The 19,563-nt window shown below is 46.4% G+C and carries 18 protein-coding genes; 1 reads left to right on the forward strand and 17 read right to left on the reverse strand.

All coding sequences use genetic code 11. The features are described 5' to 3' along the window. Positions 1-9: 9 nt before the first annotated feature. The 9 genes from pknB to gmk all read right to left on the reverse strand — a co-directional run bounded on the left by pknB (position 10) and on the right by gmk (position 10,255). Complete coding sequence (pknB, locus tag NIT04_RS10985; protein ID WP_252503650.1) at positions 10-1,983, reverse strand: Stk1 family PASTA domain-containing Ser/Thr kinase; 1,974 nt, start codon at positions 1,981-1,983, stop codon at positions 10-12. Then, positions 1,980-2,735, reverse strand: coding sequence for a Stp1/IreP family PP2C-type Ser/Thr phosphatase (locus NIT04_RS10990; RefSeq protein WP_252503651.1), 756 nt, complete (start codon positions 2,733-2,735; stop codon positions 1,980-1,982). Before NIT04_RS10990 ends, pknB begins: the two co-directional genes overlap by 4 nt. Positions 2,736-2,806: 71 nt before the next feature. Then, the gene (gene rsmB / locus NIT04_RS10995; protein ID WP_252503652.1) at positions 2,807-4,162 is read right to left on the reverse strand and encodes a 16S rRNA (cytosine(967)-C(5))-methyltransferase RsmB; all 1,356 of its coding nucleotides are present in this window, start codon (positions 4,160-4,162) and stop codon (positions 2,807-2,809) included. Beyond that, positions 4,159-5,100 carry a methionyl-tRNA formyltransferase gene (fmt, locus tag NIT04_RS11000; RefSeq protein ID WP_252503653.1) on the reverse strand — a complete coding sequence of 314 codons (942 nt, stop codon included), beginning with the start codon at positions 5,098-5,100 and terminating at the stop codon, positions 4,159-4,161. The genes rsmB and fmt overlap by 4 nt, the downstream gene beginning before the upstream one ends. Continuing rightward, a complete protein-coding gene (gene def / locus NIT04_RS11005; RefSeq protein ID WP_252503654.1) occupies positions 5,097-5,594 on the reverse strand; it encodes a peptide deformylase in 498 nt (165 codons plus the stop codon). The genes fmt and def overlap by 4 nt, the downstream gene beginning before the upstream one ends. A 33-nt stretch (positions 5,595-5,627) precedes the next feature. Continuing rightward, on the reverse strand, positions 5,628-8,039 hold the full coding sequence (gene priA, locus NIT04_RS11010; protein WP_252505081.1) for a primosomal protein N': 2,412 nt from the start codon (positions 8,037-8,039) through the stop codon (positions 5,628-5,630). Beyond that, the gene (gene coaBC / locus NIT04_RS11015) at positions 8,029-9,249 is read right to left on the reverse strand and encodes a bifunctional phosphopantothenoylcysteine decarboxylase/phosphopantothenate--cysteine ligase CoaBC (protein WP_252505082.1); all 1,221 of its coding nucleotides are present in this window, start codon (positions 9,247-9,249) and stop codon (positions 8,029-8,031) included. The genes priA and coaBC overlap by 11 nt, the downstream gene beginning before the upstream one ends. Before the next feature lie 160 nt (positions 9,250-9,409). Beyond that, entirely contained in the window at positions 9,410-9,634 is a 225-nt protein-coding gene (gene rpoZ / locus NIT04_RS11020) for a DNA-directed RNA polymerase subunit omega (protein ID WP_252503655.1), read from the reverse strand. Between the two features lie 3 nt (positions 9,635-9,637). Further along, positions 9,638-10,255 carry a guanylate kinase gene (gene gmk, locus NIT04_RS11025; protein WP_252503656.1) on the reverse strand — a complete coding sequence of 206 codons (618 nt, stop codon included), beginning with the start codon at positions 10,253-10,255 and terminating at the stop codon, positions 9,638-9,640. A gap of 131 nt (positions 10,256-10,386) precedes the next feature. Here gmk and NIT04_RS11030 point away from each other — a divergent pair, with 131 nt between their 5' ends. Continuing rightward, a complete protein-coding gene (locus NIT04_RS11030) occupies positions 10,387-12,075 on the forward strand; it encodes an NFACT RNA binding domain-containing protein (protein ID WP_252503657.1) in 1,689 nt (562 codons plus the stop codon). A 66-nt stretch (positions 12,076-12,141) separates the two neighbouring features. Here the strand turns inward: NIT04_RS11030 and pyrE are convergent, their stop codons facing one another. From pyrE to pyrR, 8 genes are all read right to left on the reverse strand, one after another. Then, positions 12,142-12,768, reverse strand: coding sequence for an orotate phosphoribosyltransferase (gene pyrE / locus NIT04_RS11035; protein WP_252503658.1), 627 nt, complete (start codon positions 12,766-12,768; stop codon positions 12,142-12,144). Then, positions 12,769-13,479: an orotidine-5'-phosphate decarboxylase gene (pyrF, locus tag NIT04_RS11040; RefSeq protein ID WP_252503659.1), complete on the reverse strand. Its 711-nt coding sequence runs from the start codon at positions 13,477-13,479 to the stop codon at positions 12,769-12,771. After that, positions 13,476-14,390, reverse strand: a complete 915-nt coding sequence (locus NIT04_RS11045) for a dihydroorotate dehydrogenase (protein WP_252503660.1) — start codon at positions 14,388-14,390, stop codon at positions 13,476-13,478. Before NIT04_RS11045 ends, pyrF begins: the two co-directional genes overlap by 4 nt. After that, complete coding sequence (locus tag NIT04_RS11050) at positions 14,387-15,163, reverse strand: dihydroorotate dehydrogenase electron transfer subunit (protein ID WP_252503661.1); 777 nt, start codon at positions 15,161-15,163, stop codon at positions 14,387-14,389. The genes NIT04_RS11045 and NIT04_RS11050 overlap by 4 nt, the downstream gene beginning before the upstream one ends. Beyond that, the gene (locus tag NIT04_RS11055; protein WP_252503662.1) at positions 15,160-16,467 is read right to left on the reverse strand and encodes a dihydroorotase; all 1,308 of its coding nucleotides are present in this window, start codon (positions 16,465-16,467) and stop codon (positions 15,160-15,162) included. Before NIT04_RS11055 ends, NIT04_RS11050 begins: the two co-directional genes overlap by 4 nt. Next, positions 16,434-17,348: an aspartate carbamoyltransferase catalytic subunit gene (locus NIT04_RS11060; protein ID WP_252503663.1), complete on the reverse strand. Its 915-nt coding sequence runs from the start codon at positions 17,346-17,348 to the stop codon at positions 16,434-16,436. The genes NIT04_RS11055 and NIT04_RS11060 overlap by 34 nt, the downstream gene beginning before the upstream one ends. A gap of 160 nt (positions 17,349-17,508) precedes the next feature. Continuing rightward, positions 17,509-18,792, reverse strand: a complete 1,284-nt coding sequence (locus NIT04_RS11065; RefSeq protein ID WP_252503664.1) for a uracil-xanthine permease family protein — start codon at positions 18,790-18,792, stop codon at positions 17,509-17,511. A gap of 41 nt (positions 18,793-18,833) precedes the next feature. Next, complete coding sequence (gene pyrR / locus NIT04_RS11070) at positions 18,834-19,376, reverse strand: bifunctional pyr operon transcriptional regulator/uracil phosphoribosyltransferase PyrR (RefSeq protein WP_252503665.1); 543 nt, start codon at positions 19,374-19,376, stop codon at positions 18,834-18,836. Positions 19,377-19,563 lie beyond the last annotated feature (187 nt).

Raw genomic sequence — 19,563 nt, forward strand, 5'->3', positions numbered from 1 at the left:
AATCCCTCCTTACTGTTCAATATCCTCATAGTTGAATGTTTTATTTACAATGACTTCTGAATCTCTTTCGACTCTGTATCCGCCGCGCTGCCCTTCTTCCAATACGACTGTAATCTTTCTTTTCACGTCTTCCGTTATTGTAAATTCGGCAACCGGATCCGTCATCGAATGTTTGCTGTCTTGGATATAAATCTTGATTGTTTGCGGTTCTGGTTCCGAATTTTCATCATCGTCATCGGTAGTTGATGGTTCATATAAAATGTCAACCGTCTCCACAACAACTTTTACCGGTTTCTTCTCCTTACCTTTCGACATGATGACTTCAACTTTCGAACCTTTTTCAAGTTCGGAGTTCGCAGAAGGTTTTTGTGAAATGACATGACCTTCCTTCACACTATCAGATTCTTCTCTTCCTACGATATCGATGTTGAAGCCGGACTTATACGCGTAATCGTCCAATTCTTGCTTCGTATAATTGGATAGGTCAGCAAGTTTTTTCATCTCTTTCCCCAAACTGACTGTAAATACGATATCGGTTTCTTCCGGAACGACCTTTTCCCCGGCTTTAGGAGTCTGCTCAAGGATTTGTCCTTTCGGTGCATCATTGTGAACCCATTCCGGGCGGACGTCCCTAAATCCGAATCCATTCAGGAAATCCGCTATCGTTTCATAATCCTTACCGATGTAATCGGTAAGTTCGGTCGTTTCCTTGCCTATACTTACGTAAAGGATGACTGCCGACCCGATTTCACGTTTTTTATTTGCTTCTGGATTTGTTTTAAAAACTTGCCCGGCTGGATACTCGTCCGAGTAATCTTCCACGACTTCTTCAACGACAAATCCACTTTCCTCCATCAAGGAAACCGCTTCCGCTTCTTCCAATCCGACCACTTCTGGGATCAAGGCGTTTTTAGGTCCGAATAAGGAGGGCCAAAATATGAATAGAAGTACCGCGATGGCTACCAGCAGTGCTGATAAACCAACGACAAGCGGCCATTTCTTCCGCTTCTTCTTCTTTTGTTTCGGAATCGGATCGGGAACGACCGGCTCAATGATTTTCGTCTCTTCCGCATGGTCAAAATTCGACGTATCTTTAATCGCCGGAATAACACGAGTGCGGTCATCGTCGAACGGGATCGTGAATTTTTCTTCATGCTGTCTTTCGGGAGACAGAACTGTGAGCAAATCCTCATACATTTCATCCGCCGATTGATATCTATATGTAGCATCCTTCGCTGTCGCTTTCAAAATGACATTTTCGACACTTTGCGGAATATCGGGATACGCCAGCCGCACAGAAGGAGTCTCCTCCTGCAAATGCTTCAATGCGATAGCTACGGCAGTCTCAGCGGAGAACGGCAATTCTCCGGTCAATAATTCGTAGAAAACAATACCTAGCGAATAAATATCAGATTTCTTAGTCGCCATTCCGCCCCTTGCCTGTTCGGGGGACAAATAATGGACGGTGCCGATTACTGAATTCGTTTTCGTATGGGCGGTGGCGCTTAATGCCATCGCGATTCCGAAATCGGTTATTTTTACGTTGCCTTCCGCGTCCATTAAAATATTTTGCGGTTTAATATCGCGATGGACTATTCCGTTATGATGAGCATTGGCTATCGCGGAGATAAGTTGCCTCATGATTTTGACAGCTTGATGGATTTCTATCGGGCCATTCGTTTGGATATATTTCTTAAGTGTCTGCCCCTCGATATATTCCATGACCAAATAATGAAGCTCTTCATCCTCGCCGACGTCAAAAATATTGACGATATGTGGATGTGTCAAACTGGTGGCAGAGAGCGCTTCCCTTTGGAATCTTTTTTTCAAATCCTGCTCATTTGCGAAATCATAGTTCAGGACTTTAATGGCTACATCCCGGTCCAAGATGATGTCATGTGCCAAATAGACCTTTGACATGCCACCCTCACCGATTCCTCTAAGCACCTCGTAACGGCCGCCGATTCGTTTGCCGATCATCATTGGCTCACCTCCGAACCGTGAGGACTCGCCAAAATGACGGAAATATTATCTTCTCCGCCCATTTCATTGGCTAACTCGACTAATTTAACCGCCTTTTCATGCAAGTCCCCATCCGATGTAACGATTGTCCGGATCCGTTCATTGTTGACTTTATTACTCAAGCCATCCGTACATATGAGTAAATATGTTTGCTCGTCCAGTTGGATTTGGTAGAAGTCCGGACTGATTGACTTTTCAGATCCAACTGCCCTCATGATCCAATTTCTCTGAGGATGTCTTGCAGCTTCCTCTTCCGTAATTTCTCCGGAATCAAGCAATATATTTACGAAAGAATGATCCTTCGTAATTTGCAGGATTTCATTCTTGTTGATTGTGTACACACGGCTATCCCCGATATGTGTGACGAGAGCTTTATTTTCGTAGATGAGCACTGCATCCAATGTAGTTCCCATCCCTTTGTACTCCACATCATTTTCGGCAATTTCAAATATTGTGCGGTTTACTTCCAATACCGTCTCCTGTAGCCAGTCTTTCCAGTCTTCTTCCTCCATATTAGCTAAGTTATCAACTTTCATGAACTGTTCGCCAAGTATCCTGACTGCTGTCGAGCTTGCAAAGTCCCCGCCTCGATGGCCTCCCATGCCATCCGCGACAACTGCGAGCGTCGGTCCGTCTTGAATTTCAAATACTGCTGCGCTATCTTCATTCACTGTCCGTTTCTGACCGATGTCCGTCACTACTTCGAATCGCAACACTCGTCCCCCCTTTTTTACAAACGATTTTCAATTTCCCCTTATCTATTCTCTATGCCAACAGCCGAAGATTAGTCCTTCCTTTTGCGGAATGCCGCTACGAAAAATCCATCGCTTCCAAAATGCTGCGGCAACACTTGCAGCATATTGTCTTTGATTGCCAAAGAATCATTGTCGGCAAGTCCATCGAGCGAAGCCATCTCCATATCGGGGTGTTTTTCCAGGAATCTGCGGACCATTCCTTCGTTTTCATCGTACTCGATCGTACATGTGCTATAAACGATAACTCCGTCATCTTTTAGTAATCGATACGCCGTATGGAGCAATTGCTCCTGTATTTCCGTTAAACTTATCAAGTCCCGTTCCGTCTTATTGTATTTAATTTCAGGCTTGCGACGAATGACTCCGAGTCCACTGCAAGGCGCATCGACAAGGATACGATCAAAGTATTTAGGTCCGTATACGGATTCCAACTCTCGGCTGTCACCGCTTTTCGTCGTGATTGATTGGATGCCGAGACGGTTTGCATTCGATTCAATCAACTTTAATTTATGTTCGTGTAAATCATGTGCATACACTTCGCCTTTATCGTCCATCTTCTCGGCAATGAATGTCGTTTTACCGCCCGGAGCGGCACACATGTCCAACACTTTCATATTCGGCTTTACATCAAGGGCAAGAACAGGCAACATCGAGCTTTCATCCTGGATCGTCATTAAACCGTTGGTGAAAGCTTCTGTATTTGCCAAACTCCCGCTTGATGCTTGGATGCTTCCGGGAATGATCTCTCCCTTTGTAGCTTCAATTCCTTCCTTTGCAAGCGCCGTCATAGCTTCTTCGACTGTCGCTTTCAATGAATTGACCCTTGCCGTCATGCGGGCGGGATGATTGTTTTCATGCGCCATCGCCAAAGCTTCTTCCTTGCCGAATTGCTTCACCCAACGTTCAATGAGCCATGTTGGATGGCTTGTTTCTACAGACATTCTTTCGATATCGTCCTCGATGTCCTCGATCGGACGGACCCCTTTTCGCAATACGGAACGTAAAATGCCGTTTACGGTTGAAGCGATCCCTTTATGGCCTCTTCTTTTTGCAATCTCCACAGCTTCGTGGACGACTGCATGCGGAGGAATCTTCGTCAAATAGACAATTTGGTAAATGGACAAACGCAGTAATTCTCTAACCCAAGCGTCCAATTTCCCTTTCACAAAAGGCTCCAAATAATAATCCAATGTCAAACGGTGCTGCAACGTGCCATACGTCAATTCGGTCAATAACCCTCTGTCCTTCGGATCGATGTCGTATTTTTTGATTGTCCTGTTAAGCAGGAGATTGCTGTAAGCCTGGTTTTGGTTGATCTCCATCAAGATCGACAATGCCGCATCGCGGACATTGCCGTTCCAAATCCTCTTTTTGGCGTTTGTCATTCGAATTGGTCCCCTTCACTCCATTTGGCTCCTACGCCATTCAGGAATTCTTCTGCTGACAGCCGTTTTTTCCCGGCAGGCTGCAACTCAGTGATGGCAATGGAAGTTTCATCGCCTGATTTAATGATCAGCTTGTCCTTCAATAGTTTAATAATTGTGCCCGGTGAAGCTTCAGATGTTTCCTCTGATTTTTCCGCTTTCCAAATTTTCACGTTCTCCCCTTGGAAAACAGAATAGGCTCCCGGCCAAGGATACAGTCCACGAACTTGATTGAAGATATCTGTACCGCTGCGCGACCAGTCGATTCTTTCCTGTTCACGGGTTATATTGCCTGCAAATGAAACGAGGCTTTCATCTTGTGGAATACGCTCATTTGTACCATCAATGATGGAAGGCAACGTCTCTTTCAATAGTTCTGTGCCGGCCACGGATAACTTTTCGAAGAGAATGCCTGTATTATCGTCTTCAGTAATAGGCACCTTTGTCTGCGAAATGATATCGCCCGCATCGAGCTTTTCCATCATATACATGATCGTGACTCCGGTTTCCGTTTCTCCGTCGATGACCGCTTGATGGATTGGAGCGCCTCCCCGGTATTTCGGCAACAACGACGCATGGACGTTGATGCAACCGAGTCGAGGGGCTTCAAGCAAGTCTTTCGGCAAGATCTGCCCATATGCAGCGGTGACAATCAAATCAGGCTTCATCTGAATGAGTTCAACAAGCTCCTCTGACGTCCTTAGCTTTTCAGGCTGCAATACTGGCAAACCGAGTCGAATCGCCTCTTCTTTTACAGGAGGAGGTGTCAGTACCCGCTTCCTTCCGACAGGCCGATCAGGCTGGGTAACAACTGCAATGATGTCGAATCCTTCTTCGTGTAACATTGTCAAGACAGGAACTGAAAAGTCCGGAGTCCCCATGAATACGATTTTTGTCATTGCTCTTCATCCTCCCCGTCAACCTCTTCAAATTCCTCTGGATCTACAATCCGTGTTATTTTCGAATCGAATAAAATTCCATCTAAATGATCGATTTCATGCAGAATCGCCCGTGCCTCATAATCTTCCGCTTCCAGCTCGTACAAAGAACCATCACGTTCCTGAGCTTCGACGCGGACGAAAAACGGTCGTTCCACTTCACCGTAGAGGCCCGGGAAGCTCAAGCATCCTTCCACTTCCACGACTGAACCTCCAATTGCTGTGACGACGGGGTTAACCATTTCAATAACGTCATTTCCTTCACCCATGTCGACGATGGCGACTCGGACGAGCTCCCCCACTTGAGGAGCCGCAAGCCCTACACCATCCGCGTCAATCATTGTGTCGTACATGTCATCCAGCAGCTTAGCCAATTTCTCATCAAACTTTTCTACTTCCTTGCAACGCTGTGTCAATAGTGTTGAAGGGCTTTTTACAATTTCAAGTATTGCCAATTCAATTCCTCATTTCCAACTAGTCCGCATCGGTTAAAAAATGGAAGTCGGTTCTACATCCACTGTCATGAGCAGACCTTCCTTCATCCAGTTTGTCCGATACATTCTGATCAATTGCTGAAGCGTTTCAATAAGCTTCGGCTCTTTTTTGTATTTTATCAAACATTGGTAGCGATATCTATTGTTCACACGACTTATCGCAGCCGCTGCCGGACCGATGATGACGGTGCCGGGTGATAGCGAACTTTTCAAATAGCGAGTCCCCTTTTCCGCAAAATCGGCGACTTTCAATAAATCCTCATGTGAAAACTGTACGAGTGTTATATAGAAGAAAGGTGGATAACCGTATTGTTTGCGTGCTGACATTTCCAAATGATAAAACGTCTCGTAATGCTGGGTCTTCGCGAGTTCGATAGCATAATGTTCAGGTGAGTACGTCTGGATGAATACTTCCCCCGCCAAATCGTGCCTGCCTGCCCTTCCGCTTACTTGCGTCATCAATTGGAATGTCTTCTCCGCAGCCCGGAAATCCGCCAAATGCAAAGTCGTATCCGCAGCCAACACCCCGACCAATGTAATATTCGGGAAGTCCAGCCCTTTTGCTATCATCTGGGTGCCAAGCAGGATATCCGCCTTCCCTTCGCTGAACTGGCGAAGAATGCGTTCGTGTGCTCCTTTTTGCCGCGTCGTATCCACATCCATCCGCAACACTCGCGCTTCCGGGAATATCTTCGAAATTTCTTCTTCCGCCTTTTGCGTGCCTGTCCCGAAAAACCGGATATGCTCACTTTCACATTCCGGACAAACGAGCGGCACCGGCTCCTCGTGACCGCAATAATGACATTTCAAGCTTTCATTCGCACGGTGATAGGTCAATGAAATATCACAGTTCGGGCATTGGACGACCGTTCCGCAATCCCTGCACAATACGAATGAGGAGAATCCTCTTTTATTCAAAAACAGGACTGTCTGCTCTTTCCTTTCCAAGCGAAGACGGATTGCATCCGCCAATTCCACGGAAAACATTGAACGGTTTCCTTCCTTTAATTCATCCCTCATATCAACGACCGTGACAGCAGGCAAAGGTTGGTTCTTCGCTCTCTTGGATAGCTCCAATAATGTATAAACGCCTTTTGAAGCCCTGGCGTAGGACTCGAGGGAAGGAGTGGCACTGCCGAGAATGACCGGGCAGCCGTAATGTTCCGAACGCCAGATCGCAACATCCCTAGCATGGTACCGCGGTGTATCCTCCTGTTTGTATGTCGATTCATGCTCTTCATCGAGGATGATGATTCCTACATTTTCAAACGGGGCGAAAATGGCTGATCTTGCTCCGACGACAACTTTCACTTCCCGACGGTGAATTTTTCGCCATTCGTCATACTTTTCACCTGCCGACAACCCGCTATGCATGACAGCAACTAATTCACCGAATCGCTCTTGAAATCGGGCAGTCATTTGCGGGGTCAAGGAAATTTCAGGAACGAGGACGATCGCTTCTTTCCCCTTATCCAGTACATGTTTGATTGCTTGCAGATAGACTTCCGTTTTCCCGCTTCCTGTGATGCCGTGCAACAGGAATGTTTCGGCCTTATTAGAATCCGCAGCCGCGTTTACTTTATCAAGTGCTGCTTGCTGTTCCTCGGTCAGCCGGAGTGGTACCGGTGTATCAAGGAGCTTCGGAGCATCCGGCTCACGATACGTTTCGACGTATGATTCCGTCGCACCGCCCTTTTCAATGATAGCTTTAAGAACCGGATTTTGAATGCCCGATTCATTGAGCAATCTTGCGGCCTCCATCGTCTCCCCTGCGTGTTCCAGCATCCATTTGATTAATTCCGCTTGCTTCTTCGCATTCGGGTGGATAGTGAGCAGCATATCGGATAACGTTTGGGCATCACCTATATGGATCGCTCGGACTTTTTTCACTTTCGTCTGCTGGGTAATTGCCGTATCTACGGAAACAACACCTTTTTCCGCATAATCTTTGACCAATCTCAAGATGACCGAATCAGTGACCTGTTTCAGCGGGATACGGGTACGTCCATTCAATAATTGTAAAAATCGGGCATCGTCAATTTCATCCGGCTTTTCTATACTGATGAATTTCTCATATTTTGCCCTCATCGCTGCCGGAAGCATCACTTGCAATGCATCGATCTCATACGATAGCGTTTCTCTCGCCATTTGTTTAGCTAAGCCCAACAGCTCTGTTGAAAGAACAGGCTCCAAGTCGATCAGTTCGTCAATCTTCTTCAACTTATGCTCTTCGATATCACTTTCCTGTTTTAGCCCGGTGACATAGCCGATCACTTTTCTCGGTCCGAAAGGGACTTTTACGCGGGATCCGCATTCGATAACCATTTCCATATGTCCCGGCACAGCGTAATCAAAGGGACGATCAATTGGATATGCTGATACATCGACAATGACTTCAGCTATCATTTGCAACGTCACTCTCCAATTTCAAAATCGTCCTTAATAGCACTGTGGCCAATTCCTTTTTTTGCATCGCTTCGAAAGGATATGCCCGCGACCCCTTTCTTGTTAATAAAGTGACGACATTCGTATCATTGCCGAAGCCGCCATCGGGATCGGTCACATCGTTGACGATAATATAGTCCAAGTTTTTATCGGAAAGCTTTTTCCTCCCATACTCGATTGCGTCATTCGTCTCCGCTGCAAACCCGACGAGGATTTGTCCCTTTTTCCTCTCGCCAAGCGTTTTGAGAATATCGGTTGTGCGTTCAAGCGCAATGGATGAATCCCCATCTTGTTTCTTCATCTTTTGCGAATGTTGCTCTTTCGGTCTGTAATCCGCTACAGCTGCCGATTTGATGACTGCATCGGCGTCGTCGAAATGGCTTAGCACAGCATCAAGCATGTCTGCTGCGCTCTCCACCGAGATGAGTTGTACGCCATTCGGCATCGGCAACTCCACGGGACCCGACACCAATATTGTATCTGCGCCTAACGCTGCGGCAGCTTCCGCGATTGCATATCCCATCTTCCCGCTCGAGAAATTGGAAATATAACGAACGGGATCGATTCTTTCCCGGGTCGGTCCCGCTGTCACTACGACCTTTTTGCCTGACAAGGGCCGATCTTCGGCTTGTGAGAACCTCTCCTTAATAAGCTGGACAATTTTCTCAGGTTCCTCGAGCCTGCCTTTACCGACATAGCCGCATGCCAAAAAGCCTTCTCCAGGTTCAATGAATCGGTAACCGTCCGCATGAAGCTGTTCAATGTTACGGATGACCGACTTATTCTCATACATATGTACATTCATTGCCGGTGCAATCCAAACTTCCGCTGTCGTAGCGAGAAGGGTTGTCGTGACCATATTATCCGCAATGCCGTTCGCAAGCTTGCCGATGACATTTGCAGATGCAGGCGCGACGATGACAAGGTCAGCCCAATCAGCTAGATCGATATGGGCAATGACTCGCGAATCTTTTTCGTCGAATGTATCGAAATAGACATCGTTCCGTGACATCACTTGAAAAGATAACGGAGTAACGAACTCCATCGCTGAAGCCGTCATCATCACTTTCACTTCCGCCCCTGCTTGCGTTAGTTTGCTAACAAGTGCAACAGCCTTATAAACGGCGATTCCGCCGGTTACACAGAGGAGTATTTTTTTATTCAACAACAGTCCCACCCTTTCTCTACTAAAACGACTTATGTAATGTTTGTCCATAGACCGGTCGTTCGACTATTGAAAAAAGCTATTAAAAATGACAAACTCCCAAAGAAAATCTGTTTCTAAGGGAGTATGCAATCCTATTCAAATGCTTTAATTTAATGAATGTTCATCATACTTCGTCTTCGTACACAATCGAGGCGTCCTGCACTTGTTTTGACAAAGCGCCAGCAGCAACTTCCTCCAAAGCTTTTCCTACGTTCTTATACGACTTATAGGAATGAAGCAACATATTCTTGCTCTCCTGCATCTCACGGGCGCGCATTGCGGCAAGTGTCACAAGTGTGTATTTCGAATCAATTTTTCCCTTTAAAGAGTCAACAGATGGATATAACATGATTTATTCCCCTTCCAACATAAGTAAATATCTTTTTTCCACACGTTCCCGGCGACAATGTTCAGCCGTCACGATGGCATTGATGCGATCGCATGCCTTCGATACTTCATCATTTTCTACAACGTAGTCATACAAGTTCATCATTTCCAGCTCTTCACGCGCTTTCAAAACTCTGCTTGCAATGACATCCGCCTTCTCCGTTCCTCTGCCTACCAAACGATCTTCCAGCTCGGACAGGCTCGGAGGGGCAAGGAAGATGAATAACCCATCGGGAACTAGTTTACGGACTTGGGCCGCCCCGACAACTTCAATTTCAAGGAAGACGTCCCTTCCAGCATCCAGCGTCTCGTTCACGTAGTCGAGAGGAGTACCATAATAATTGCCTACATACTCAGCATACTCCAATAATTTTCCTTCTTTTATCAATTGCTCAAACTCATTACGCGTTTTAAAGAAATAGTCGACACCGTCCTGCTCGCCTTCACGAGGGCTTCTCGTCGTCATCGATATCGAATACTCATAGTTCGTGTCAGGTTGTTGAAATAGCTCTTTTCTGACCGTCCCTTTTCCTACACCGGATGGCCCGGACAGGACAATCAGCAATCCACGTTGTTTGTACATGCAATCCCTCTTCTTATGTATTCTCAAGCTTCTATTGTTCCATTCATCATAGCAAACAATCTTCTCATATTATAACATATCACACCCAGAGAGTGCTAAAATGGTACAAAACGTTTGAAAGAGGAATTATCATGGCATTTGACGGTTTATTCACCGCAGCGATGGTCGAAGAGCTGCAACAAATTAAAGACGGCCGAATTTCAAAAATTCATCAGCCGAATGCACAGGAAGTCGTTCTATTAGTACGGGCAGGCAGAAGCAATTACAAACTTCTCATTTCCGCCCATCCATCGTACTCCCGTGTCCAGTTGACTGATGAAACGATTGTAAATCCTTCGGAACCACCAATGTTTTGTATGGTGTTGAGGAAACATCTCGAAGGCGGAATGATCCAATCTGTTGCTCAATCTGGAAATGACCGGATCATTTCCTTCGATATCCGCGCAAAAAACGAAATCGGTGACGATATCCACCGCCGGTTGATCGTAGAAGTTATGGGAAGACATAGTAATTTACTTTTGATTGATCCGGAACGCAATATGATCATCGATAGTATGAAACATTTGCCGCCATCCGTAAACAGTTATCGGACTGTTTTGCCTGGACAACCATATGTCCCTGCTCCCCCGCAAGACAAAATGGATCCTTTTGAGTTGGATGAAAAGGAGTTCCTAGCATTATTGCCAGAATGGGAGAATGCCAAACAAGTCGTCGGCAAACTTTCTGGCTTCTCGCCAATCCATGGAGAAGAGCTTTTACACCGGTTGCATGAAACAGAAGGAGATGCCTATCGGGTATTCAAGGATTTCCTGTCTTCATTCAAAGGTGGAACGCAAACACCGACGATTGCAGAGGTCGGGAATAAAACGATATTTTCAGCGACGACGTTAACATATGCCGATAAAACGGTCGCGACGTTCGAGACACTCGGAGAGCTGCTTGACAAGGTCTATTTCGCCCGAGCCGAACGGGAGCGGGTGAAATCTCAGGCGGCCGACTTGGAGCGCTGGCTTGATAACGAGATTGCAAAATTGAAATTGAAGATGGAGAAGCTGGACAAAGAGCAGAAAGCGGCAGGTAAGTTGGATACGTTCCAGTTGTATGGTGAACTGCTGACGGCAAATATTTATGCAATCAATAAAGGGGATCAGGAAGCCGTCGTCGACAACTATTATGAGGAAGGCACTACGGTAACGATCCCACTCGATCCTAGAAAGACGCCGATTGAAAATGCGCAGCGTTATTATTCCCGCTATACGAAGGCGAAAAATGCATTGATCATGATTGCGGAACAATTGGAGAAAGCGAAAGAAGACATCGACTATTTCGAGATGATCAAACAGCAGGTCATGCAAGCATCTCCGGAAGATATCGATGAAATTCGTGAGGAATTGGCGGAGTCTGGACTGATGCGGGCAAGAAGAGGCATGAAAAAACAGAAGCCGAAAAAGCCTTCGCCCGAGTCATATATTTCCTCGTCAGGCATTCCGATTTCGGTCGGGAAAAATAATAAGCAAAATGATTATTTGACGTTCAAGATTGCGGCAAGGGATCATGTGTGGCTCCATACAAAGGATATCCCAGGATCGCATGTCGTCATTCACTCCAATGATCCCGATGAGCAGACGATTCAAGAAGCAGCGATTCTTTCGGCTTATTTCAGCAAAGCGAGAGGTTCGTCATCCGTTCCGGTCGACTTTACGGAGATCCGCCATGTGAAGAAACCGAACGGTGCAAAACCCGGCTTCGTCATTTATTTTGAGCAGAAGACATTGTTTGTCACGCCTGATGAGGATGTTGTCAGGAAGTTGAGGAAGTAATAAAAGGATTGCCATCACAAGCCAAGATGGCAATCTTTTTTTAATGATTAATTTGGTTATACGATATTACAATAATCCGGCTTTCAATTTCGTGTGCCATTCCAGTAAACCAGCCATTGACTCTGCTGTAATTGCTCCGCTTTCAATCGCCGCCTCAGCAAGAGCACCGAAATCCGTCAAACTCTTATACGGCAATCCCGCATCCTTAAATGCTTTATCCGCACTTTCGAGCTCATATGTAAAAATGGAGACAACGCCGGACACTTCAATTCTTTCAGATTGCAATGCTTCAACGGCATTTAGACTGCTGCCCCCTGTAGAAATCAAATCTTCAATGATAACCGCTTTATCCTCAGGCTTCACTTTACCCTCAATTTGACGGCTTCTGCCATGCCCCTTCGCTTTTGAACGGATATACACCATAGGAAGACCAAGAATGTCTGCCACCCATGCAGCATGAGGAATGCCGGCTGTTGCCGTTCCCGCAATAAGCGTCGTTTCAGGATAATATGTTTTAATTAACTCGGCGAGTCCTTCTGCAATTTGTTTGCGGCCGACTGGATCAGACATCGTCAATCGGTTATCACAATAGATTGGCGACTTTATGCCCGAAGCCCATGTGAAAGGAGCCTCAGGACTTAGTTCCACCGCCCCGACATTCAATAAAATTTCTGCGATTTCCTTTTTATCCAATTAGATTACCCCTCTCCATCTTGCGTTAATTTGTTGGTAAGCCGAACGGGGATCCGTTGCACCTGTAATCGCCCTGCCGACTACGATATGAGTTGATCCTTCTCGCCTTGCTTCCTCAGGTGTCGCAATCCTTTTCTGGTCATGCGCTCCACTTTCCGGAAGTCGGATACCAGGGGTGACTTTCAGGAAATCCCGTCCGCAAACTTCAGAAATGATTGCCGCCTCTTGTACTGAACAAACGACTCCATCCAACCCAGCATCTTTCGTGATCTTTGCGTAATGAAGGACGGATTCTTGAAGAGAACTTTCTATAAGCTGTTCTTCCCTCACTTGCCGCTCATCTGTAGACGTCAATTGAGTGACGCCTATGATCGCAGGACGCTTCATTCCGGCTGGCGTCCCTTTATCAAGCCCTTCCAGTGCAGCTTCCATCATCGTCTTTCCGCCGGCTGCATGAACGTTAACCAAGTCCACTCCTAAACTAGCCAGCACTTCCATTGCTGACTTCACTGTATTCGGAATGTCATGGAGCTTCAAATCCAGGAATATATCGAAACCACGCTCTTTCAATTCAGAAATGATGGCGGGACCTTCCTTGTAATAAAGCTGCATGCCGACTTTCACATTGATGTCGCTTTCGAATGGTTGTAGAAAGTCAAAAACCTGTTGTGATGAATCAAAATCTAACGCAATGATCGGGGATGTTTTCATAATCGGTGGCTCCTTCCTACAAGCTCTGCTATATGATTAACTCCAAGCTCATCCAATTTTGCCGGGAGCTCCTCAATGATTTTCGGGCAGATGAACGGGTCCACGAAATTGGCCGTCCCGACAGCTACCGCACTCGCACCTGCCGATAGGAAATCGATGACATCTGCTGTTTCGGCGACTCCGCCCATGCCGATGATCGGAATTTGTACGACTTGGCTCACTTCATACACCATTTTGATGGCGACCGGCTTGACGGCGGGGCCTGACAAACCGCCTGTTATATTTGCAATGATTGGACGTCCTGTTTTTTGATCAAGTCGCATGCCGACAAGTGTATTGATCATCGTAATGCCATCTGCTCCGCCAGCTTCCACCGCTTTTGCAATCTCTTTTATATCTGTGACGTTCGGGGAGAGCTTCACATATACAGGCACTTCGGACACTTCTTTTACTGCTGCCGTTAAATCATGTGCTTGCTGCGGATCTGTTCCGAACGTGATGCCGCCACACTTCACATTCGGGCAAGAAATATTCAATTCCAGTGCTTTCACATTCGGAGCAGTCGAAATTGTTTTTGCCACCTCAACATAATCCGCTGTTTCTGTCCCTGCAACATTCGCAATGATTGGCACATCGTACTGTTCCAGCCAAGGAAGTTCATTGTCCATGACGCCTTGCAAGCCGGGATTTTGTAAGCCGATAGCGTTCAACATGCCTGACGCCGTTTCTGCAACACGAGGAGTCGGATTGCCGAAACGCGTTTCAAGTGTCGTCGCCTTGATCATAATGGCGCCTAGAAGCGACAGATCATATAAATTCCCGTATTCCTTGCCAAATCCAAAACAACCGGATGCTGGCATGATCGGATTTTTCAATTGCAACCCAGGCAATTCCACTGCCAATCTATTCATATCGATACCACCCCTGCTGGAAATACTGGACCATCCGAACAAACTTTAACGTACTCTTTATCCGTATTGTCAGTCGTTTCACAAACGCATGCAAAGCAAGCCCCAATTCCGCACCCCATCCGCTGTTCGAAAGAGAGGAATCCTTTTTTGCCGGTGTATGCTGTTTGCACAGCATTCAGCATCGGCATCGGACCGCAGCTATAGTATGTTGCAAAGTCGGCTCCGATCGCTTCCATCACATTCGTCACAAAACCCAGGGTCCCTTTTGTACCATCGACAGTTGCAATATATGTCTCGCCCAACCGTGTGAATTCCTCTTCATAAAACGACACATCCGCTGTCTGGAAGCCTAGCACATGGATGCATGTAACTCCCTTCGCAGTCAGCTGCTTCGATAATTCGTACAAAGGCGGCACCCCGATCCCTCCACCAATGAGTATCGCGGTTTCACCGGGAGACGTTTCTTTTACAGGGAAACCATTTCCTAAAGGACCGAGGACATCGATTTCGTCACCGGCATTTTTCATGGATAGTAGCGTAGTGCCTCGTCCCTCAGCACGATAGATAATTGTCATTTCGTTCTTTTCCGCATCAATGGAAGCGATGGAAATCGGTCTTCTCAACAAAGGTTCGAATGAATCCGATACACGGATATGGACAAACTGGCCAGGGGAATTGATTTCCCTTACCAGCTTGCCGGTGAGTTTCATTTCAAAGATGTTCTCTGCGATTTTCTGTTGACCGTTCACTCGCATCCGATCTTGGATTATCATAAGATCACCTGCTGTTTTGGCATATTATCCGGTTGATCCTGCCAAACGATGTTTCCTCCGTAGATTGTCGTTACAGGCCAACCCGCGCAAGTCCAGCCATCGAACGGTGTATTTTTCCCTTTCGACAAAAACGTTTTCCGGTCGATTGTCTGTTCTTTATTTAAGTCAAGCAGGACGAGGTCGGCTTGCGCTCCAACTTTAATCTTTCCGTAAGGCAACCCGAATACGTCGGCAGGTTTTTCTGTCATCCAATCAATCAATTGCTTCAACGTCCATTCGCCCTTTTTCACAAAATGTGTGTAAAGAAGAGGGAATGCCGTTTCCAACCCTGTTATGCCAAAAGGCGCCTTTTCAAACCCTGCATTTTTCTCTTCCGCCGTGTGAGGAGCATGATCTGTCGCAATGAAATCCAATGTTCCATCCATCAGCCCTTCCCGCAGTGCATGCAAATCCTCTAGCCCGCGTAAAGGTGGATTCATCTTCCAATCCGCGTCATCACCAGGGATATCATCTTCCAAGAGAATAAGATGATGCGGACTCACTTCAGCCGTCACATGAACCCCCGCCTTCTTCGCATCACGGATGACCCTCACCGATTCTTTTGTGCTGACATGACACACATGATAATGAGCGCCAGCTGCTTCGGCGAGAAGAATATCTCTTGCGATATGGACCGATTCAGCGATGGATGGGATGCCTGGAAGTCCGAGTTCCTTGTTGCGCTTCCCTTCGTGCATCGCTCCGCCGTATATCAACGTATTATCTTCACAATGAGCTACAATCGGCATGCCGATCTTGGCTGCATCCTGCATTGCCTCATACATCATTCCCGCCTGCTGGATGCCTACACCGTCATCTGTGAACGCGAAAGCGCCGTTCTCCTTCAGCTCTTTCAAGTTCGTCCGTTCTTTTCCGGCTTCCCTTATTGTAATGGAGGCGTATGGAAGAACGCGTATATGTGCGTTCTCAGCAATCAAGTTATTGACAAGCGATAAATTCTCCTTCGTGTCGGGGACAGGTCTTGTATTCGGCATGGCGCAAATTGTCGTATAACCGCCTTTAGCTGCCGCGAGAGTCCCCGTTTCAATCGTCTCTTTATGCTCACCGCCAGGTTCGCGCAAATGGACGTGTACATCGATGAATCCAGGTGCCAACAAAAGGCCTTCTCCATCAATGACTTCAGAATTTTCAATATTTAAATCAGCGCCGATTTCAGTTATCCTCTCTCCCTCGATACGGACATCCGTCAGAACCATTTCACCTTCGTCATTCAATACATAGGCACTCTTAATGATTTTCTCCATGTCAATTCCCTTCCTTTCAATAGTACTTCTAAAATTGCAGCGCGTATGTATACGCCGTTTTCAACTTGTTTGTAAATTCTAGAACGTCTGCCCTCAACTAGACTTCCGGCTATTTCTACATCCCGATTCACTGGCGCAGGATGCATGATAATTGATCCAGGCTTCATCATTTTTTCCCTTTCCACTGTCAGCCCAAATCTTTGATGATATTCCTCTTTCGTAAATCTAGATTCACCATCATGTCTCTCATGCTGGACCCTCAGCAGCATGACAACATCACTCTCTTCGATTACTCCATCCCACTCACATACAGAAGGAAAATCGCCTGCCCACTCGGAAGGACATAGGAATGTTACATTTGCACCGAGCATTGTAAGAGCATCCGCATTCGATTTTGCGACCCTGCTATGGGCGATGTCGCCCACAATAAGCACATTGAGTCCTTTGAAACCGCCAAACGCTTCTTTTATCGTGAACAGATCCAGTAGAGATTGAGTTGGATGTTGCCCCGATCCGTCTCCGCCGTTAATAATTGCCAAATTCACTTTTCCAACCAGATCTTCGTAATAGCGTTCTTCCGGATGTCTAATAACGACTACATCCATACCGATTTCTTCTAGTGTCCGAAGCGTGTCATATAAGCTTTCACCTTTAAGGGCACTCGAAGAACCTGCTTCAAAAGGGATTGTTTCAAGACCTAATTTCCGCTCCGCCACTTCAAAGCTCATTTTTGTTCTTGTGCTCGGTTCAAAGAATAGATTGCTAACCATATATTTTTCGGGTAATTCGCGGATGCCATACTGCTTGAGAATTTCTGCTCGATCCAAAATGGTCGTAATTTCATCGATTGATAAATCCTTCATTGACAACAGGTTTTTCATTTGGAAAATCCCCTTCCGATTGGATATAAAAATGGCCTTTCCACTATGTGGAAAGGCCAGTTGGGCATGACTGAACAACCGTCATCCATTTTGAATGACTGTTCGTCAACTGAACCTTTCCTTGTCTCTCAGTACAATGTTAAAAGGTCTTCTATTCAGTTTAACTATCTGCCAAGCTATCATTCGACCTGCCCGGCAAGATGAGGTTTAAGAGTACACCGACAATTGCAGCAAGCGCCATTCCTCCGACCTGGAACGTTTCGCTAATATGGATGGAAGCACCGCCGATGCCGATGACGAGAATGACCGAAGCGATGACGAGATTCCGTTGCTGCCCAAAATCGACTTTGTGATCGACGAGCATCCTCAGTCCGGATGAAGCAATGATTCCGAACAGCAATATTGAGATTCCGCCAAGCACCGCTTGAGGGATTGTCGCGATAACTGCCATCAGTTTCCCGATGAAGGAGAACAATATTGCGAACACCGCTGCGCCAATAATGACATAGACACTATAAACACGTGTAATCGCCATGACTCCAATGTTTTCACCGTATGTCGTCTTCGGTGGACCGCCAAGTATTCCGCTAATGAGTGTTCCAAGTCCATCTCCTAAAAGCGACCGGTTTAAACCTGGGTCTTTAATAAAATCTTTATCGACGACGCGGCCGAGTACGAGCTGGTGTCCGATATGCTCTGAAATCGTAACGATTGATATCGGAACCATGATTGCCAGTAATGCCGGGGTGATGACAAATTCATAGTCTATTCCCGGAATCAGAAATTCTGGTATTTCAAACCAGGCAGCTTCATGCACTTTTGTGAAGTCCAATATTCCGATGGCCGCAGAGTAAATGTAACCGACGATTATTCCGATCAAAACAGGCATCAGACTGATTACTCCTCTAAAGAACATGAGGCAGATGATCGCCGCTGCCAATGTGACAATTGCGGCCGAGAAATGCAGGAGATTATATTGCGATTCACCATTCACTTGGATTGTACTTGCCATGCTTACTGCCGTTGGCGCTAACGCTAATCCAATCACCATAATGACCGGACCGACGACGATTGGCGGAAGGAATTTCATGATCCATCCGGAGCCCGTCGTCCATATTACCAATGATACGATTGCATATACGAGAGCGACAAACATGCTGCCGATCATTGCGCTTCCGATTCCGCCTGTGCTCGTCGCCACTTGGATTGGCGCAATGAAGGCAAAGGATGAACCTAAGTACGCGGGAACTTTGAACCTTGTAACAAGGACAAAGATGATTGTCGCTATCCCACTTGTCAATAACGCGATGGCAGGGCTTAAGCCGACTAATTGCGGCACGAGGATCGTCGCCCCGAACATTGCAAACATATGCTGCAAACTGAGGGCAAGCCATCTCCCTGGAGCCGGCTTGTCGAGTACGTCTAACACTTTGTTGTCATTCATGATTTCACTCTCAATCCCTATCCAGTTTTTATTTTTTATTTTTATTTTTTATGGATTGTCACGCCGTCTGTTCCATCTTCTTCAATGACGTTGACGACTACCCGCTCATCATTCGATGTAGGAATGTTCTTACCGACATAATCAGGACGGATCGGCAATTCACGATGGCCTCTGTCGACGAGAACAGCTAGTTGTATCGCAGCGGGTCTTCCTAAATCGATGACAGCATCCATCGCCGCTCTCACTGTTCTTCCCGTGAAAAGGACATCATCGACAAGGATCACTTTCTTTTCCGTAACGTCGTGTTGGATGTCGACTTGGTGAACGAGAGGTTCCTTATTTTCATGTTTCATTTGAAGGTCATCCCTGTATAACGTAATATCCAGTTCGCCTGTTAAAATCGGTCTTCCTTCAATTTGCTTGATTCTATCTGAAAGCCGTCTCGCAAGTACAGCCCCCCTCGTTTTAATACCAACGAGGATACATCCGTCGATTCCTTTATTCTTTTCGATAATTTCGTAGGCGATTCTCGTCACCGCCCGTGATATTGCCTGCTCGTCAAGAATGATTGCTTTTTCCGTCATAAAAATTCCTCCTCCTTGAAAATAAAAAACCTCCTGCCAGGATGGCAGGAGGGTATAGGTGCAGAAAAATACGTACTGAGGAAAAGCGCGCAGCTATCCTACTGTACTTCCGTGCAACCTTCCCAGCCTCTCTGGACTGACTTTAAAGGTGTCGCTATTCATTTCATTGTTTAGTATAGTTGCCCGT

It is taken from the genome of Sporosarcina sp. Marseille-Q4943 (genome assembly GCF_943736995.1).
Classification (GTDB): Bacteria; Bacillota; Bacilli; order Bacillales_A; family Planococcaceae; genus Sporosarcina.

Coding starts and splice junctions, on each gene's coding strand:
- pknB (WP_252503650.1), bottom strand. CDS start 1,983: ATGATGATCGGCAAACGAATCGGCGGCCGTTACGAGGTGCTTAGAGGA.
- rsmB (WP_252503652.1), bottom strand. CDS start 4,162: ATGACAAACGCCAAAAAGAGGATTTGGAACGGCAATGTCCGCGATGCG.
- fmt (WP_252503653.1), bottom strand. CDS start 5,100: ATGACAAAAATCGTATTCATGGGGACTCCGGACTTTTCAGTTCCTGTC.
- priA (WP_252505081.1), bottom strand. CDS start 8,039: ATGATAGCTGAAGTCATTGTCGATGTATCAGCATATCCAATTGATCGT.
- rpoZ (WP_252503655.1), bottom strand. CDS start 9,634: ATGTTATATCCATCTGTTGACTCTTTAAAGGGAAAAATTGATTCGAAA.
- gmk (WP_252503656.1), bottom strand. CDS start 10,255: ATGTACAAACAACGTGGATTGCTGATTGTCCTGTCCGGGCCATCCGGT.
- NIT04_RS11030 (WP_252503657.1), top strand. CDS start 10,387: ATGGCATTTGACGGTTTATTCACCGCAGCGATGGTCGAAGAGCTGCAA.
- pyrF (WP_252503659.1), bottom strand. CDS start 13,479: ATGAAAACATCCCCGATCATTGCGTTAGATTTTGATTCATCACAACAG.
- NIT04_RS11045 (WP_252503660.1), bottom strand. CDS start 14,390: ATGAATAGATTGGCAGTGGAATTGCCTGGGTTGCAATTGAAAAATCCG.
- NIT04_RS11050 (WP_252503661.1), bottom strand. CDS start 15,163: ATGATAATCCAAGATCGGATGCGAGTGAACGGTCAACAGAAAATCGCA.
- NIT04_RS11055 (WP_252503662.1), bottom strand. CDS start 16,467: ATGGAGAAAATCATTAAGAGTGCCTATGTATTGAATGACGAAGGTGAA.
- NIT04_RS11060 (WP_252503663.1), bottom strand. CDS start 17,348: ATGAAAAACCTGTTGTCAATGAAGGATTTATCAATCGATGAAATTACG.
- NIT04_RS11065 (WP_252503664.1), bottom strand. CDS start 18,792: ATGAATGACAACAAAGTGTTAGACGTACTCGACAAGCCGGCTCCAGGG.
- pyrR (WP_252503665.1), bottom strand. CDS start 19,376: ATGACGGAAAAAGCAATCATTCTTGACGAGCAGGCAATATCACGGGCG.